14 protein-coding genes and 1 pseudogene are annotated in these 15,802 nt (G+C 56.1%); 8 read left to right on the forward strand and 7 right to left on the reverse strand.

Annotated elements, in window-relative coordinates:
* Window positions 1-42 precede the first annotated feature (42 nt).
* Window positions 43-1,086: a hypothetical protein gene (locus tag ACNAOV_RS02165; protein ID WP_416517776.1), complete on the reverse strand. Its 1,044-nt coding sequence runs from the start codon at window positions 1,084-1,086 to the stop codon at window positions 43-45.
* An 875-nt stretch (window positions 1,087-1,961) separates the two neighbouring features.
* On the opposite strand from ACNAOV_RS02165, the gene ACNAOV_RS02170 reads away from it, so the two are divergent.
* From ACNAOV_RS02170 to ACNAOV_RS02185, 4 genes are all read left to right on the forward strand, one after another.
* Entirely contained in the window at window positions 1,962-3,017 is a 1,056-nt protein-coding gene (locus ACNAOV_RS02170) for a hypothetical protein (RefSeq protein WP_416517777.1), read from the forward strand.
* A gap of 538 nt (window positions 3,018-3,555) precedes the next feature.
* Window positions 3,556-4,626, forward strand: coding sequence for a hypothetical protein (locus tag ACNAOV_RS02175; protein ID WP_416517778.1), 1,071 nt, complete (start codon window positions 3,556-3,558; stop codon window positions 4,624-4,626).
* A 457-nt stretch (window positions 4,627-5,083) separates the two neighbouring features.
* Window positions 5,084-6,124 carry a hypothetical protein gene (locus ACNAOV_RS02180; RefSeq protein WP_416517779.1) on the forward strand — a complete coding sequence of 347 codons (1,041 nt, stop codon included), beginning with the start codon at window positions 5,084-5,086 and terminating at the stop codon, window positions 6,122-6,124.
* Window positions 6,125-6,131: 7 nt separating this feature from the next.
* The gene (locus ACNAOV_RS02185; protein ID WP_416517780.1) at window positions 6,132-7,199 is read left to right on the forward strand and encodes a hypothetical protein; all 1,068 of its coding nucleotides are present in this window, start codon (window positions 6,132-6,134) and stop codon (window positions 7,197-7,199) included.
* 452 nt (window positions 7,200-7,651) lie between these two features.
* Here the strand turns inward: ACNAOV_RS02185 and ACNAOV_RS02190 are convergent, their stop codons facing one another.
* The 3 genes from ACNAOV_RS02190 to ACNAOV_RS02200 all read right to left on the reverse strand — a co-directional run bounded on the left by ACNAOV_RS02190 (window position 7,652) and on the right by ACNAOV_RS02200 (window position 9,492).
* The gene (locus ACNAOV_RS02190) at window positions 7,652-8,230 is read right to left on the reverse strand and encodes a hypothetical protein (RefSeq protein ID WP_416517781.1); all 579 of its coding nucleotides are present in this window, start codon (window positions 8,228-8,230) and stop codon (window positions 7,652-7,654) included.
* Window positions 8,231-8,758: 528 nt separating this feature from the next.
* The gene (locus tag ACNAOV_RS02195) at window positions 8,759-9,295 is read right to left on the reverse strand and encodes a Panacea domain-containing protein (RefSeq protein WP_416517782.1); all 537 of its coding nucleotides are present in this window, start codon (window positions 9,293-9,295) and stop codon (window positions 8,759-8,761) included.
* A gap of 35 nt (window positions 9,296-9,330) precedes the next feature.
* Window positions 9,331-9,492 (reverse strand): hypothetical protein, encoded by a 162-nt coding sequence (locus ACNAOV_RS02200; RefSeq protein ID WP_416517783.1) that lies wholly within the window; start codon window positions 9,490-9,492, stop codon window positions 9,331-9,333.
* A 70-nt stretch (window positions 9,493-9,562) separates the two neighbouring features.
* Between ACNAOV_RS02200 and ACNAOV_RS02205 the strand changes: the two are divergent.
* A pseudogene (locus ACNAOV_RS02205) lies at window positions 9,563-9,625 on the forward strand (hypothetical protein); the annotation flags it as partial.
* 13 nt (window positions 9,626-9,638) lie between these two features.
* Here the strand turns inward: ACNAOV_RS02205 and ACNAOV_RS02210 are convergent.
* Window positions 9,639-11,066: an MFS transporter gene (locus ACNAOV_RS02210; RefSeq protein ID WP_416517784.1), complete on the reverse strand. Its 1,428-nt coding sequence runs from the start codon at window positions 11,064-11,066 to the stop codon at window positions 9,639-9,641.
* Entirely contained in the window at window positions 11,063-11,512 is a 450-nt protein-coding gene (locus tag ACNAOV_RS02215) for a MarR family winged helix-turn-helix transcriptional regulator (RefSeq protein WP_416517785.1), read from the reverse strand. The genes ACNAOV_RS02210 and ACNAOV_RS02215 overlap by 4 nt, the downstream gene beginning before the upstream one ends.
* A 241-nt stretch (window positions 11,513-11,753) precedes the next feature.
* Between ACNAOV_RS02215 and ACNAOV_RS02220 the strand changes: the two genes are divergently transcribed.
* The 3 genes from ACNAOV_RS02220 (at window position 11,754) to ACNAOV_RS02230 (ending at window position 15,199) form a co-directional block, all read left to right on the forward strand.
* Window positions 11,754-13,352: a terminase large subunit gene (locus tag ACNAOV_RS02220; protein ID WP_416517786.1), complete on the forward strand. Its 1,599-nt coding sequence runs from the start codon at window positions 11,754-11,756 to the stop codon at window positions 13,350-13,352.
* Window positions 13,353-14,064: 712 nt separating this feature from the next.
* Entirely contained in the window at window positions 14,065-14,688 is a 624-nt protein-coding gene (locus tag ACNAOV_RS02225; RefSeq protein WP_416517787.1) for a hypothetical protein, read from the forward strand.
* A gap of 115 nt (window positions 14,689-14,803) precedes the next feature.
* Entirely contained in the window at window positions 14,804-15,199 is a 396-nt protein-coding gene (locus tag ACNAOV_RS02230) for a hypothetical protein (RefSeq protein ID WP_416517788.1), read from the forward strand.
* Window positions 15,200-15,261: 62 nt separating this feature from the next.
* On the opposite strand, the gene ACNAOV_RS02235 is transcribed toward ACNAOV_RS02230, so the two are convergent.
* Window positions 15,262-15,714 carry a hypothetical protein gene (locus ACNAOV_RS02235; protein ID WP_416517789.1) on the reverse strand — a complete coding sequence of 151 codons (453 nt, stop codon included), beginning with the start codon at window positions 15,712-15,714 and terminating at the stop codon, window positions 15,262-15,264.
* Window positions 15,715-15,802 lie beyond the last annotated feature (88 nt).

Raw genomic sequence — 15,802 nt, forward strand, 5'->3', positions numbered from 1 at the left:
GACCTTGCAAGCAACTAGTCCCGCTGGCAAATTCTCAATCAATCAGCCAATGCCACAGGAACCATCCGGATTACAACCATGCATCGTATTATCTGGACGATGTATGAAGTCATTCCATTTATCTTCCCAAGACCTATCATTCCCTTGGTTTTGTGGAGCAGATCCGCCGCCTCCACCGCCCTGATTGCCGGACGGCCGGGAGGCGGTCCGACGGGACTGCGTGGAACCTCTCCGCCCATTGCTGGAGGAGGCCTGACGGCGTTGGGTGGTGCCCTGCCGTTGCGCCTGCTGCTGCGAGGCCTGAGCCTGCGCCGCCTGGGCTGCAGCCTGCTGGTCGGCCTGGCTCTTGGCCTGCATGGAGGCGTTCACCCGGTCGATGGCCGTCTGCAAGGAGTTCACCGCATCCCGGTAGGCCTTCGCCCCATTCCCCTTGGCCTGGCCGGCCTGGTTGATGGCCTGCTGCAGGCCGTCACGGGTCGCGTTGTCGGCCACCTTCCCGTCAGAATCGCCCAACAGCTTTGACGCTTCGTCCTTCTTCGTGTTCAGCGCCGCCTTCGCATCATTGAGGGTTTTCGCATCTCTGGAGGCGAGCACTGCCTTAGCCGACTTAGCCAGGGCCGCATAATCGCTGTCCAGCTTCTTAGCCTTGCTGACTGCAGTGTTCAGCTCGCCTGTGGACATGGATGCATTGCATTGAATCAAAGAAGGCCTAAGACCGCCAGCAGCCTTCACGCTTCTGCTCATGTTTGTCACGGTCTTTGCATCCTTGACCTGGTCAGCTTTCACACCTGACGCTTCACGGTAGCGGGCCATCTTTGCAGAGCTAGTCCTTTCCTGCAGGCTCTTGGCAGCTCGGTTGCAGGATTCCAGCGCCGAACCATGCCGGCGGTTCTCTACCACGCGCCAGCCCGCAAGACCAGCCACGACCACCACCACAACGGCGACAATCACCGCAACCAGCCACTTCCGATGTCGCCCGCCTGACGTGGTATCCTCATCTCCCGGCACGACCGTCGGCGGAGCCTTATCGACCTTGGCCTCTTCGTCTGCTTCCTCAACTTCTGATTCCTGATCCTTATCGCCCATAACCCTTTCTCCGATTCTCTTCGCCGAGCATCACACACAACATACCAGGCTGGAAGATAACTACGAATTTATTATCACTCATGCAAAATCAAAAGAGGCCCCGAGCTATCACCAATAAAGATATGTATGCAACTATTGCGAGCCCATCCCCCGACAAGGTTTAAGTCTCGTGCCTGCATCGCAGATCCCCGTAATCGGTGATGTCGAAATGCAATTGTTTAAATTCGAAATTAATAGTCGGATCCAATCACAGTTCGCACCTAGACGTACAGATGGCGGTACCGAGAGAAGCCATGGCCGGCAATTGACCATGTTTTCCTATGTGAACATGAAAGCGTTGAAAAGCGTTGACCGACTCTCTGCCCCAAACCTCTATGGTCGATAATGCCCTCACTTCGTCAGCCGAACCAAGCTATATCAACAAAGACAGAAAGTCTGAACAAGAGGACATAGATTGTATGAGAAAGGTTAACTGTTCTATTTTAGCATTTCCCCTTTCAAAGGCTCTTGCTTATGTATGAGAGACGGCCGTAAAGCTGTTCTGAATTTGGTACATTCATATATCTTCTGACTAAAATTTTCATATTCATTTCATCATTCACCTATCGAATTACATCAAATTTTGTATCGTCAGAGGATTCATAATCAGCTTCCTGATAAAGTATTGAATATCAATGCATCAATGATTCACTGCACAGCAGCGCACGGAAGTTGTTTGCAGCCTTGACGAGACCACAAAGACTGTGCAGCAGAGGCAGACTCTGATGGGTGACAGAGTGGCATCGCCACAAATATGCGAGGTGGCAATGCGCGCCTGCCCAATCAATCACTGATCCTGAAAAGAGACAGAGGCTGAAGGAAAGAAGGAGTGTTTCATGGCGGGCCATGATGGCGAGGGGGCTGCGGGTCTGGGGAGCGTGTCCGACCCGGTTGGGGGTGAGGTTTCTGCTCCTGCGGCGATTGCGCCCGAGGGTGGAGGAGCCCCCTCGAACGGGCGGCGCCCGAAGTGGCTGGTGCCGGTGGTTGTCGCCGTGGTCGTGGTGGTGGTCGTCGTGGCTGGTCTTGTGGGCTGGCGCGTGGTGGAATCACGCCGGCATGGTGCGGCGTTGGACTCCTGCAGCCGGGCGGTGAAGACCCTAAAGGGGAAGACCGGTTCGGACCGGTTGGCGCAGTACCGTGAGGCGGCGGGCGTAAAGTCCGACCAGGTCAAGGACGCGAAGACGGTGGCGGCTATGCGCCGCAGCGTGAAGGACGCCGAAGGGATCAGGCAGCCGACGGTCCGGTGCAAGCCCTCCATGTCCACCGGTGAGTTGAATGCGACGGCTGACCAGGCCGGAAGAATCGACGGCAAATATGCGGCTTTGTCTAAGGCTGCCAAGGGGGTGATCGCGTCCCGTGATGCGAAGGCCCTGGAGGATGCCAGGGCGGCCCTGGACGGGAAGAAGGAGGAGGCGTCGAGGCTGCTGGCCGATTCGGACGGGAAGGTGGCCGACAATGCTACCCGTGACGGCCTGCAACAGGCCATCAACCAGGCCGGCCAGTCAAAGGCGGATACGGCGAAGGCCTACCAGGATGCGGCGGATGCGCTGCAGGCGGCCATCGACCGGGTGAACGCCTCCATGCAGGCCAAGAGCCAGGCCGACCAGCAGGCCGCAGCCCAGGCTGCACAGCAGCAGGCGCAGAAGCAGCAGGCGCAACGGCAGGGCACCACCCGACGCCGTCAGGCCTCCCCCAACAATAGGCGGAGAGGCTCCACGCAAACCCGCCGGCCTGCCTCTCGGCCGTCCGGCAACCGGGGCGGCAGAGGCGTCGGATCAGCTCCGGCTCCAGCTCAGGACAATTGGTCGGAACAAGCGTTTGAGGAATGGTCCAAAGGGAATACTACAGGCGGTAATGGTTGTAATTCGGCTGGCGTGTGTGTTCTTGGCTGATTGATTGAGAATTTGCCAGCGGGACCGGTTGCTTGGTAGGTCTCCCTTCCCGCCGATGTTGCTTTCGGACGAATATATGCGCGTCTTCTTCCTGGAAGCGGAAGGGAAACATCTATAAATACTCTTGGAAAGATCGGAAATTGAGTCGGCTGGTCTCTGCACTTTGGTTCCGGAGTGTGCTAAGGCGGCGGCCAGGGCCGCCGCTGTTAGCTGTTGTAGCCGTCATTGCGAAGTAAATAACATCTGGAAATGCATCTGCAGTTTGTGTTGCATGTACGGCACATGGTTCAAGGACGTGCTCCGATTCTCGATTTGGGGGAGAACGGTCGTGAAAACCCCAGCTTAGCCGGGGGTGCATATCCAGCTCCTGTGTGAGCTAGAGACTCATTAGCCAAGATTTATCTCCTGTCTACGCACAGGGTTCTGTGGTAAGGGTGGCTGGCTTATGTACAAAAGTTGACTTTAGTACTGTGCAGGCGGTTATCTTAATAGGGGAGGGGGCAGCCATAATCCGCGCGGATGGTTAGAGAGGATGGTCATGGCGGACCAGGATGATGAGGGGGCTGCGGGCCTGGAGAGCGTGTCCGACCCGGTTGGGGGTGAGGTTTCTGCTCCTGCGGCGATTGCGCCCGAGGGCGGAGGAGCCCCCTCGAACGGGCGGCGCCCGAAGTGGCTGGTCCCGGTGGTTGTTGCCCTGCTGGCGGTCGTGTTTGTTGCCGGTCTTGTGGGCTGGCGCGTAGTGGAATCACGCCGGCATGGTGCGGCGCTGGGCTCCTGCAGCCGGGCGGTGAAGACCCTAAAGGGGAAGACCGGTTCGGACCGGTTGGCGCAGTACCGTGAGGCGGCGGGCATAAAGGCCGACCAGGTCAAGGACGCGAAGACGGTGGCGGCTATGCGCCGCAGCGTGAAGGACGCCGAAGGGATCAGGCAGCCGACGGTCCGGTGCAAGCCCTCCATGTCCACCGACGGGCTGAACGAGGCGGCCGGAAGGGCCAAAAAGCTGGACGGTGAATATGCGGCCGTGTCCAAAGCGGCGGATGCCGTGCTTGCCTCCCGAGATGCGAAGGCCCTGGAGGATGCGAAGGCGGCATTGGACGCGAAGAAGGGCGAGGCGTCGAAGCTGCTGGCCGATTCCGACGGGAAAGTGGCCGACAATGCGACCCGCGACGCCCTGCAGCAGGCCATCAACCAGGCCGGCCAGTCAAAGGCGGATACGGCGAAGGCCTGCCGGGATGCGGCGGACGCCCTGCAGGCGGCCATCGACCGGGTGAACGCCTCCATGCAGGCCAAAAGCCAGGCCGACCAGCAGGCCGCAGCCCAGGCGCAGGCGCAGGCGCAGGCGCAGGCGCAAGCCGCGCAGCAGGCAGCCCAAAGGTCAGGATCTCCGCAACGAAAGTCGGCGACCTCCACCAACAGGCGGAAAGGCTACACACAATCCCGTCGGCCCTCCTCCCGGCCGTCCGGCAACCAGGGCGGCGGAGACAGCGGATCAGCTCCAGCACCGTCTAGGGCACAAAATAGTGGTGGCTCAGATTCAAGTCTTGATGATTGGATTAACCATGTGGATCCCAGTCCTTGTAAAAAGGGTGAGGCCTGTGGCATTGGCTGATTGATTGAGAATTTGCCAGCGGGACCGGTTTCTTACCAGGTCTCCTATCCCGCTGACGCTACATGAGGGCATCTCTTCACGGTACTGGAATGGAAAAGGAAACATCAGCGATGACACTAGGAAGATAGGACGCTGATCCAGTTGTCTTCTGGGTCTGAGCTCAAAATACGGTCACTTATTGAATTGCAAGTGTGGCATTTTGGCTGAGAAAAGTACTCCCAATTTTTATACGGTGGCGTGATGACTGGGAAAAAGAAATTCCCTCGACTTTGGTAGAGGCTCATGCCCAGCTCCTAAGTTGGTCGAATACTGATCAGCTACGAACCATCACTGTTTACAACGAAAGTGGCTGAGTTGAGGATGACTGGCTTATATATGTGAGGACACTCTAGTTTTACGTGGTCGGTTACTCTGGGATAAGGCGATGGTGCTCGCAAGTGAGAAGAAGGATTGTTTCATGGCGAATCAGAAAGATGAAAAGATTGAGAGGCTGGGGAGTGTGTCCGGACCGGTCGGGGGTGAGGTTTCTGCTCCTGCGGCGATTGTGCCCGAGGGCGGAGGAGCCCCCTCGAACGGGCGGCGCCCGAAGTGGCTGGTGCTGGTGGTTGTCGCCCTGCTGACGGTCGTGGTTGTTGCCGGTCTTGTGGGCTGGCGCGTGGTGGAGAACCGCCGGCATGGTGCGGCGCTGGACTCCTGCAGCCGGGCGGTGAAGGCCCTAAAGGGGAAGACCGGCTCGGACCGGTTGGCGCAGTACCGTGAGGCGGCGGGCATAACGTCCGACCAGGTCAAGGATGCGAAGACCGTGGTGGCCATGGCGCGCAGCGTGAAGGACGCCGAAGGAATCAAGGAGCCTACGGTCCGGTGCAATGCCACCATGTCCATCGGGGATCTGAATGCGACGGCCGACCAGGCCGGAAAGATCGACGGCAAATATGCGGCTGTTGCCAGGACTGCCAAGGCGGTGACCGCGTCCCGGGATGCGAAGGCCCTGGATGATGCGAAGGCGGCCCTGGATGGGAAGAAGGGCGAGGCATCGAAGCTGCTGGCCGATTCGGACGGGAAGGTGGCCGACAATGCTACCCGTGACGGCCTACAACAGGCCATCAATCAGGCCGACCAGGTCAAGGGTGATGGGGCGAAGGCCTACCGGGATGCGGCGGCCGCCCTGCAGGCGGCCATCGACCACGTGAACGCGTCCGTGCAGGCCAAGAGCCAGGCCGACCAACAAACCGCAGCCCAGGCGGCGCAGGCAGCACAGCAGCAGGCGCAACGGCAGGGCGCCACCCAACGCCGTCAGGCCTCCTCCAACAGTGGGCGGAAAGGCTCCACGCAATCCCGCCAGCCCGCCTACCGGCCTTCCGGCAACCGGGGCGGCGGATTTGCTCCAGCACCATCAACGCCGCAAAATGGAGATGTCTCAGATTCGGCGGTCAATGATTGGCTTCACCATTTCAATCCTAGTCCTTGCAAAAAGGGCGAGGCTTGTGGCATTGGCTAATTGATATATGCAGGTACCTTCCACCCAGCCTGCGGTAATTGTTAAATTTGGTAACAGTGAATTGACAGAATTGATTGTGAACGATATGAATCGGGGAATCGAGCGGCTCGCAGAAATGGATAATCAGGACAAGTCTAAACCTAATTCTGACGAAGCGAAGGAGCCTCGTCCGAAATGGATGATTCCCTTAATTGCAGTCGTAGTAGTGTCGGTGCTGGCCTTGGCTGGTGTTTTCGCCTGGCGTGCCTATGAGCATCGCCAACATGATTCGGCGCTTTCCTCGTGTTCGCAAGCTGTTAGCAATTTACATGGGCTCACAAGACCGTCTCAGCTGGCCAGATATCATGAAGCCGTAGCTGTGCGGGCCGACCAAGTGAAGGACGCGAAGACTATAAAAACTATGAACCGGAGCGTCAAGGCTGTCGGCAGTCTTCGCCCGCAGACTCTTCAGTGCAAGACATCCATGTCAACAGAGAGTTTGGAAGCAACTGCCAACAAGTCTAAGAAGTTAGATGCCGGGTACCACGCTGTATACAAGGCTGCCAATGCGGTTCTGGCTTCCCGCGACGCCAAGACCCTCGATGATGCGAAGGCTGCTCTGAGTGGCAAAATAAACGAAGCAAAGAAACTGTTGCAGGACAGCGATGGGAAGGTGGTTGACAATACCGTTCGTGACAATTTGCAGAAGGTCATAGATCAGGCTGGCCAGATTACGGGAGGCGAGATAAAGGCTTATCAGGACGCAGTGAGCGCGTTACAAGTGGCCATTGATCGGGTGAACGCTTCTACGCAGGCCAAGAGCCAGGCAGACCAGCAGACCGCTGGCCATGCGCAACGGCAAAGCCGGCCAACATCCTCCAACAATGGTCGAAGAGGCTCCGTGCAATCCCGTCGGCCTGCCTCCCGGCCTTCCGGGAACCGAGGCGGCGGAGGCGGTGGATCTTCGCACGCGCCGACAGCCCCATCATCCCCACAAAGAGGTGATGGTAATGGAACCGGCGGGCATGCCGTATTGCCCCCGTTAGATACAACGCATCATGGTTGTAATCCGGATGGTTTCTGTGGCATTGGCTGATTGATTGGAAATTGAACATCTGCCATAGGTGCTGATTGCCTGGAGGATTTTCTACCCTGCTAGCATTGCTAGTGGGGTCATGAGGCTGTCTCTTTCACAGTACTTTGCTATATTCGCTGGGGAATGCGATATGGCTCGGCCTACGTCTGAACGTGTAGGTGTATATAAGGATATCAATGGCTTTTTTGAATCGGCCCTAGGCCACACACAAGTGAGAGAATTTATTCTCAGATTTTGGTATCGCTTTTGATTGATGCCACCTCACTGACGGGGGTTTAGGTAGCAGCTTGTCACCGGGGGTGATCCGCACTGAATGCGGGCCGCTACTGCTGGAGCGAGTGCTGATACGGCCGTTGCGAAGGTGATGAATACCCGCAGGGCTTTGCGTCGCACTTTCTCCATCGCATCAATAGGACGATGTGCCGAATCAGTGCAGGAGGCTGTACCCGGTATTATGCGGTCTGCTTCGGCAAACTCCGAACATGTGGATCGAGCAATGCAATCAATTTGACACCATTCGGCTGGTCACATGAGAGTTTGTGCGGATTACCCTGTTTAATGTCAATCTTTGCGAAGGGGAAGAAATTCTGCCCGTCGCCTGCCGGGTAATTCAAGTTTGAAGAAGAACGCTGCATGGCTTGTCCGTTCACCTTGCATTGCGCGGCTTCTGTCTGCTTAAGATCGGCCCGCTGTGCGAGTACATACAGGGTTCCCGACTTGTTCGCGGAGATGGTTGTGACGTTGCCGTCACCAGAAACGTCGTACTTTGTCAAAGATGAAAGGTAATTGGAGACCTGTTCCACGGACGGCTCTGACCGATTGGATCCCTGACAGCCCGAGAACAGGGCCACACTCATCAAAACTGCTACGAGGGCGATTATTTGTTTTTTCCAGATGGCGCCAGCCGTCCTTGCTTCCCTATGGAACCGGGCTGGCAATGCAGTGAGCCGCCCTAAGCTTTCTTGGGAGTCGCGCCGATGCACCTCTGCCGGGTTAGAGTCCGTCTGTTCAAAAGCCTTTGTCTTCTTCATTAGTTCTCCTTAGGCAGGTGGAAGAGGGTGCACAACACTGTTAACTGATTTAAGTTTCATAACTCAGAAGAGCGGTTATTAGTTATAGCCATGTTAGCTCGTTATTCAGGATATACGAATATTCACCAGTTTGTATCTTTCGCGGTCGAAATCTGGCTATATTTACCTGATTAGCACCATGCATGCGATTCCTACCTGCTTTAAGCTTGAGATCACAACAGGAATTGTGATTGACCTTGAGGAAGTCTCTGAAGACGTGTGCTTGTCACATTGTTTTCTTACCGGCTATTTACCAATACAGAAACAATTGCTAGAAAATTCATATGAGTCTGGCTGCATTTCTGAGTTGTGCCGCCAGTTCAGTGAATGTTTTCTGCCCGCTGACCATTTCTCGTATCCAGCGATACATGCCATTGCACTTAGGTTCGTCTGAATCGTCAATATCCAATTCGTCGTCCATTTTGAAAACCCAAGAAGACGAATCTTGCAAGGTGACTCTTTTGCCGGCTTGTTCCTTGCAGTGTTACCCTATGAATCTTCCAACAGTTTCAGCGCATTTGGGAATCGCTCATCGACTGCACGAACACCTCCGGCTAGGGTTCTCCGCAAATCAGGATGATCAATGCCATTGTGAGAGCGGAGCATGGCCTCTTCAGTAATTTCTTTGTTCTTGCCGGATTCATATACAGCTTTCCAGGCTGAACCGTCACGATGTAAATAGTCCACAAGTTCGAAGGCTGCCAATGGCCCGTATAAAGCGGCAACTCTTTGAACTACATTTCTCGCTGCTTGGAGTCCGGTTGGAGAATCAGTTTGTTCGTGCTCATCTATTGTAGCTGGGGCAGTTATCCGATTTGTGCCATACTCTTTGAATGCTGCATAAGCGCTCGGTTCCACGGGGCCGCATTCCCAGGCTTGTATAGGTTCGTCGAAAACCCCATGCCTGTGTATCCGAAGGCACTCAACCTGTGCGAAATACACCAGCTTGTTGATTTTCATATTTGTCAAATACAGGTGTGTATGAGGATAGGCGATCAACATGTTGGCGATAGTCAATGCAAGCATGTGATTCTTGCCTCCTTTCATGCTGATTTGCGCCCTCAGGGTAGCCAGTCCATATGCCCGCTGTAGTCGTGGTTGACCGGATTGGTGTTCCAGGGGTAGGGCAGTGTGGTCTGCGGATAGATGTCCGCCAGTAGATGGATGGCGTGGCCGAATTCATGGGCCGGTATGGACTCGTTTGGGTAGCGGGTCTGGTGCACGCCCTCAGCGATGCGTTCGATGTTGGTGGGGGAGATGGAAGTGATCGGGTCTTCGATAACGCCCCTATAACCTTATTTTGCCTGGTCCAACCGCGGCGAAAACGAGATGAGGGTTTTCCTGGACCTGGACTGAAGTTTGCTATTCCTCAAGCGCGCTGTGGCTTATGAGAGCGTCGCAGGGCGGCCAGGATCAGCAGAACCTCCAGGGTGCCAACGACCAGCAGGAGAATCAGTGCATGCTGGGAGCCGTTGATGGTGCCCAGTCGTCTGTCTGCGACTGCGGCCTGGCCTGCCGCGACGATAGTCGCCGCCAGGCTGCTGCCGATGGCTGCGGCAAACTGTTGGACGGTGTTGAAGATGGCGTTGCCGTCGGCCTGCTGTTCCTGGCTCAGCCTGTGCAGGCCGTTGGTCATGATGTTGCCGTAGCTCAGCCCGATGCCCAGCATGAAGAAAATATAGAGTATCAGGATGGCCACGGCTGTCAGTCGACGGGCCGTCAGGGCAAATCCCAGGAGGCCGATCAAGGAAACGAGGCTGCCGCTGATGATGGGAATACGCGGGCCCAGCTGATCGTAGAGCCTGCCAGAGAGTGGGGCCAGAACGGCTCCGATCGCTGCGCCCGGTAGCACCACCAGTCCGGCCTGCAGAGAGGTGCAGCCATCAACCAGCTGCAGGTGGTTAGGCAGGATGAAGGAGAGGGCCAGGGCGCTGATCTGAAAGAGGATATAGGCGCCGACATGCAGGGAGAAGCGGCTGTCGGTGAACAGCCGCACATCGATGATCGGTTGGGCCTGGTGCCGGGCGCGGAGGGTGAACACCGCCAGGGCGATAAGCCCCAGGGCCAGCGCACCGCTGAATCTCCAAGAGAGCAATCCTGTCGAGGCGTTGCTGATGCCGAAGATCAAACCTGCGAAGCCCAGGACCATAAGGAACACGTCAAGCGAACCCAATTCGGCCTGGTCGTCGTCTGCCTTTACTGGGACCGAAGGTATGCAGGCCAGTCCGGTCACCAGGGAAATAATGAGTATGGGGATCAGGATGATGAAGACGAAGCGCCATCCGATAGTGGTTGCTACCAGACCTCCGAAGGTGGGGCCGACAGCTGGTCCGATGGCCGTAATCAGGGTGCCTACGCCCATCATGGTGCCGATACGCTTTGTCGGAACCTCTTCAAGGATGATGTTGAACATGAGAGGCAGAGCGATGCTGGTGCCCAATCCCTGTATGGCCCTTCCAAGCAGCAGGAGAGGGAAAACCGGAGCCAGCGCGTCGATGACCAGTCCGGTCAGGAAGAGCAGGTTGGCACAAAGAAAGAGGGTTCGACTGCGAAATCGGCGCTTGAGAGCCGCCGAGAGCGGGGTGATGGAGGCGACGACCAGCAGGTAGAGGGTGGTCATCCATTGAACGCTGGAGGTCCCGATGCCGAAATGGCTCATGAGAGCAGGGAAGGTGATGTTCATGGCCGTTTCCACAATCACGCCGCAGAAGGACATGATGCCAGTGGCTACCACCGCGCCAATGACCCTGCGGGGGATTGCTGTGCTTTGTGCTTGCGTTGCTTGGATTGCGCTCATGAGCGAGATTCCTTTCCGGCCTGGGAGAAATCATCGGAATTCAAGGCGATGAAATAGGCCAGCACGCGGTCGAAGGCAGCCAGATCCCGATGGTCGAACCGGCGCTCCATGGCCTTTTGCTGGTTGTCGATATATGCCCGCACGGCTTTCTGCAGGCCACGGGCCTTGGCGGTGGGCGCAATGATGCGTTGGCGGCCGTCCCTGGGGTCCCGTTTGGCGGCGACCAGTCCGCTGGCCTCCATTCGCTGCAGGATTTTTGTCGTTGTGGATGGGCGGATGTCGAACTCCATCTCGATGTCCCGCTGGGTGTGGTCCTGGGACTCTCCCAGGAAGTCGATGATGGACATCTGGGTGCCGGTTAGCCCGTACTTGGCCGCATAGGCATCCATGGATCGTGACATGAGGTTGGCCGCCCTTTTTATCCGCTTACCGTAGTCTTCGCGCAAAGGCTCTCCTCGAACTTAATTGTTAGCTACCTAATGAATAATCTCCAAGGTATGGACAAGCTCTTCGGCATTGGCGCTACGGCGGTTTCGACACCGGCCAGGTGGTCGCTGACTTCCGCGCCACCTACTGCTAACCCCCGTGCCGTCCCGACCCTCCAACGGATCAGGACTGGCCCCACACCGATCGTTTCGCCCCACACGGTTGGGGCTTTTCTTATGCCCAGGAAGGGGCTGCCGCCCGATGACGAGCACGTATCAGCCGACCAGGTTCATGGCCGACAGCTCCACCTACGACCAGCGCAAAGCCGACTTCGCTGTCGCGTTCATTCAGGCGCTGCGCCACACGAAAGGCCGATGGGCAGGCACACCCTTCACGCTGCTCGGTTGGCAAGAACAGATCGTGCGCGACCTGTTCGGCACCATCAAGCCCGATGGGTACCGCCAGTTCACCACCGCCTATGTGGAGATCCCCAAGAAGCAGGGTAAGTCCGAGTTGGCTGCCGCGATCGCGCTGCTTTTGACGTGCGGTGACGGGGAGCAAGCCGCCGAGGTCTACGGGTGCGCAGCCGACCGGCAGCAAGCCAGCATCGTCTTCGAGGTCGCAGCCGACATGATCCGCCAATCACCAGCCCTGTCGAAGCGGGTGAAAATCCTCAGCAGTCAGAAGCGGATCATCTACAAGCCAACCAACAGCTTCTACCAGGTGCTCTCGGCGGAGGCGTACTCCAAGCACGGGTTCAACATCTCCGGGGTCGTCTTTGACGAGCTGCACACTCAGCCCAACCGCGCGCTGTTTGACGTAATGACCAAGGGCTCGGGTGATGCGCGCACCCAGCCGCTGTACTTCCTCATCACCACCGCAGGCACCGACACTCACAGCATCTGCTACGAGCAGCACCAAAAAGCCCAGGACATCCTGGCGGGCAAGAAACACGACCCCACCTTCTACCCGGTGATCTACGGCGCGGAGCTGGACGATGACTGGACGGATGAGGCGGTCTGGCACAAGGCCAACCCCTCCCTTGGGGTCACGGTGCCGGTGGACAAGGTGCGGGCGGCGTGCAACTCGGCTCGCCAAAACCCCGCCGAGGAGAACTCGTTTCGCCAGCTTCGCCTCAACCAGTGGGTCAAGCAGTCCGTACGGTGGATGCCCATGCACGTCTGGAAGCAGAACAACGCCCCCGTTGATCTGCCTGATCTGGAGGGCCGCGTCTGCTACGGCGGGCTCGACCTCGCCAGTACGACGGACATCACGGCGTTCGTCCTCGTCTTCCCGCCAGAGACCGGGGATGAGAAGTACGTGATCGTGCCGTGGTTCTGGATCCCCGAAGACAACCTCGAGCTCCGGGTGGCTCGTGACCACGTGCCCTACGACCTGTGGCAGCAGCAAGGCTTCCTGCAGACGACCGAGGGCAACGTCGTCCACTACGGGGAGATCGAAACTTTCATCGAAGAGTTAGGCACCCGGTTCGATATCCGGGAGATCGCGTTCGACCGGTGGGGCGCCGTCCAAATGAGCCAAAACCTCGAAGACGCCGGATTCACCGTCGTGCCGTTCGGACAAGGCTTCAAAGACATGTCCCCGCCCTCCAAGGAGTTGATGAAGCTGGCGTTGGAGGGTCGCCTGGCTCATGGCGGGCATCCGGTGCTCGCCTGGATGGTCGACAACATTCATGTGCGTACCGACCCAGCAGGCAACATCAAACCCGACAAGCAGAAGTCCACGGAGAAGATCGACGGGGTCGTTGCCACGATCATGGCGCTCGACCGCGCCATCCGACGCGGCAACACCAACACGGGCACATCAGTATACGACTCGCGGGGACTGCTGGTGCTGTGAATGCATACAAAACCGTAGACAGTTAGGTTAGCCTCATGTAGAGTCAGGTCAGTGCATCATCCGAGCACATAACACTCAACAGTCAATGTCGATGGTGACGGAGATAGAAAATGAAGATTTCCAAATTGGTTCAGGTTACTGCCATCGGAATAGCTTTGATGTTGCCAACTTCAACTATGGCTTCTGCCTCTGAGCTAACTCCCCAAAGTGAACAATCGGTAGCCTACTTAGGTTTAAGTGACAGCTACGAGTTTCCATCCCAGACTGAGGGTTCTGATCGCTATGTTGGTGGCAACGATGCTGCAGACAACACAATCCAGCCTATGGCTGCAACACGCGCTGCAAGGTTCATTGGGCGTATTGATGCGCATAACGCTCACAAATCAGGATCAGAGGTCTCTGGACATGTGTCGTGGACTCTTATTAGTGGTGCGAGTCGTAAAATGGAGGTGAAGTCAACGCTAAAAGCGAAAACGGGGTGGTTCGGATATTCCACCAAGGCTTCGTCCGGCAGGGTCTCGGTGTGGCCAGGCGGTGGCAGGGGAAAGGCTGCGGTTGCTCGGTATCGATGCAATGGAACCAAGAGTACAAAGTGGTATACCTACGGGGAAGGGTTTGCACCTGGAACTCAAAAACCCTGGGGGTATCACAACGGTAATGTAGTTACTCTTTCTTGCGGGGCTTAAGTTGAATTGAGCGATGAGGACAGGTCATGCGATTTCATTCACTGCAAGTGCAAATCAAAGGCAATGTGGTTAGTTCGAATGAAGGCTGCGATTCTTCGCGCGACATTGCTGATGAATTCTATCTCTTATCTCGTTCCTTGGGGTTTGAAGGTGAGAGGGATACCTATGCGGGCCTGTGGAGCACCCGGTTCGTATATAACGACCACTCGCTTCTTACAGGAGATTTTCTAGCCAGGGGTTTGCATCTCGATCTTTTGTGCGACGGTGATCATACAGTTCCGTTCGGTTCAATTTTCTTGTGCTTAGGGGAAACGATTAGGCGAATTGCTCAATGTGAAGTAACGGAACTGGCTGTGGTGTGCGAGCCCTATTCAGTTGGCATGCCGGGTAAAATCCGAAAGAGCGAGGCGCATCTTCAGGATTTCTTTAGTTTAAAGACCGACGAGAACCCTCTCCCCAAGGTGCAATGTTCAAGGATTGATTTTGCGTGCTATGGCCAGCGGCATGTGGTCGGGCAATCCGGATCAGTGGCGTTGCCGAGGTCGCGATGCTACTTACCTGAGTTGGCGCTACCATTTTCTGGGATCTGGTCACAGTGGGAAGATGATTGTTTGCTTAATGCTCAAACGATTCAAATTGTGGCTAGTTAGCTTGGCGATTTTTAGCGCTACCCTGGGTCTTTCGGGTTGCTCGCAAAATGTCAATCGCACTTCTGCACATAGCCAGCCAGCCATTCTACTACGCCTTTCTCAAGGAACGCGTGAGGTGAGCGTGTTCGAGGATCCGGCCTTTAGCGTGCTCCTTAATAAACCGGAGGCTCTCGATGAGGAAAATGCTCCAGCTCCCAAGGTTTGGAATACCATACATTACGAGCGCGAAAGATCAATGTCGATACGCGTTGATAACTGTGCGGAACTAGACTTATTAGAACTCATTGTTTACGATCAGCTTGACTCTCAAGGTCGCCCGAAAGGATATCAATATTTCACAATATGTGGGGCTGGGTCGGGAGAGAAGTGTAGCGCAATATCGCTACTTCCTATGGAAGCACAACGTCTTATAGACTCCCCTAAATTTAACCATTTCGCCCTTGCTGGGATATGCATCAGTGATGACAGGATGGATGCCGCAAGCTTTATCGCGTTTCTTAAAAAAGCTTAGATTCTGCAGATTATTGCGCTTGCAATTTAGCGAGTGCAGTGACCCAGGTCTTTAGCTCTGGGTTACTTGAGTGTTGTCCATAGATGCCCTGGCAGGTAGCCAGGGAGAATGGATGAATGGTGGAGAAGTTTAGTAAGCACACACCGGATCAGATTGTGCATAGGCTGAAAAAGACCCGCCAAAAGCGGGGCGTCGATGTACGACTGGGGCGGACTTTTAGTGCTGTGACTCGTTAGTCGCCATTCATCTTGGAAATTTGAGTCGTCGCTTCTTCCTGGGTGATGGTTTCGATCTGTTCCATGATGCTTTCGTTGAACATCTTGTATTGGAGAGTCGGCAGGTTCGGTTTCATCGTAGCCCATCAGCCGATCAGAAATCTCGTGCCTATATCCGTGCACCCATCCCTGCTCCAGGGCATAGAGAAAGTCCCCGTGCTGCTCTCGTTTACCGACTGTACGACCCAAGCCAAGGAAATATCGCGCCTTTGCAGTGTCGCTGTCTTTTTGTTTGTTCATACCGATGTTTCTTCCTTCGCGTAATCCATTCTTCCACCGAAAGGAGTACGAATGGGACTTTCGACTGGTTCAGACCCACCGCCCGGCA

Source organism: Bifidobacterium asteroides, from assembly GCF_048001765.1.
GTDB classification, from domain to species: domain Bacteria; phylum Actinomycetota; class Actinomycetes; order Actinomycetales; family Bifidobacteriaceae; genus Bombiscardovia; species Bombiscardovia asteroides_K.

Excerpts from the sequence above, each read along its gene's own strand:
- ACNAOV_RS02165 (WP_416517776.1), bottom strand. The coding sequence starts at position 1,086 with ATGGGCGATAAGGATCAGGAATCAGAAGTTGAGGAAGCAGACGAAGAG.
- ACNAOV_RS02225 (WP_416517787.1), top strand. The coding sequence starts at position 14,065 with ATGCGATTTCATTCACTGCAAGTGCAAATCAAAGGCAATGTGGTTAGT.
- ACNAOV_RS02190 (WP_416517781.1), bottom strand. The coding sequence starts at position 8,230 with ATGAAGAAGACAAAGGCTTTTGAACAGACGGACTCTAACCCGGCAGAG.
- ACNAOV_RS02185 (WP_416517780.1), top strand. The coding sequence starts at position 6,132 with ATGCAGGTACCTTCCACCCAGCCTGCGGTAATTGTTAAATTTGGTAAC.
- ACNAOV_RS02170 (WP_416517777.1), top strand. The coding sequence starts at position 1,962 with ATGGCGGGCCATGATGGCGAGGGGGCTGCGGGTCTGGGGAGCGTGTCC.
- ACNAOV_RS02210 (WP_416517784.1), bottom strand. The coding sequence starts at position 11,066 with ATGAGCGCAATCCAAGCAACGCAAGCACAAAGCACAGCAATCCCCCGC.
- ACNAOV_RS02195 (WP_416517782.1), bottom strand. The coding sequence starts at position 9,295 with ATGCTTGCATTGACTATCGCCAACATGTTGATCGCCTATCCTCATACA.
- ACNAOV_RS02235 (WP_416517789.1), bottom strand. The coding sequence starts at position 15,714 with ATGAACAAACAAAAAGACAGCGACACTGCAAAGGCGCGATATTTCCTT.
- ACNAOV_RS02175 (WP_416517778.1), top strand. The coding sequence starts at position 3,556 with ATGGCGGACCAGGATGATGAGGGGGCTGCGGGCCTGGAGAGCGTGTCC.
- ACNAOV_RS02220 (WP_416517786.1), top strand. The coding sequence starts at position 11,754 with ATGACGAGCACGTATCAGCCGACCAGGTTCATGGCCGACAGCTCCACC.
- ACNAOV_RS02180 (WP_416517779.1), top strand. The coding sequence starts at position 5,084 with ATGGCGAATCAGAAAGATGAAAAGATTGAGAGGCTGGGGAGTGTGTCC.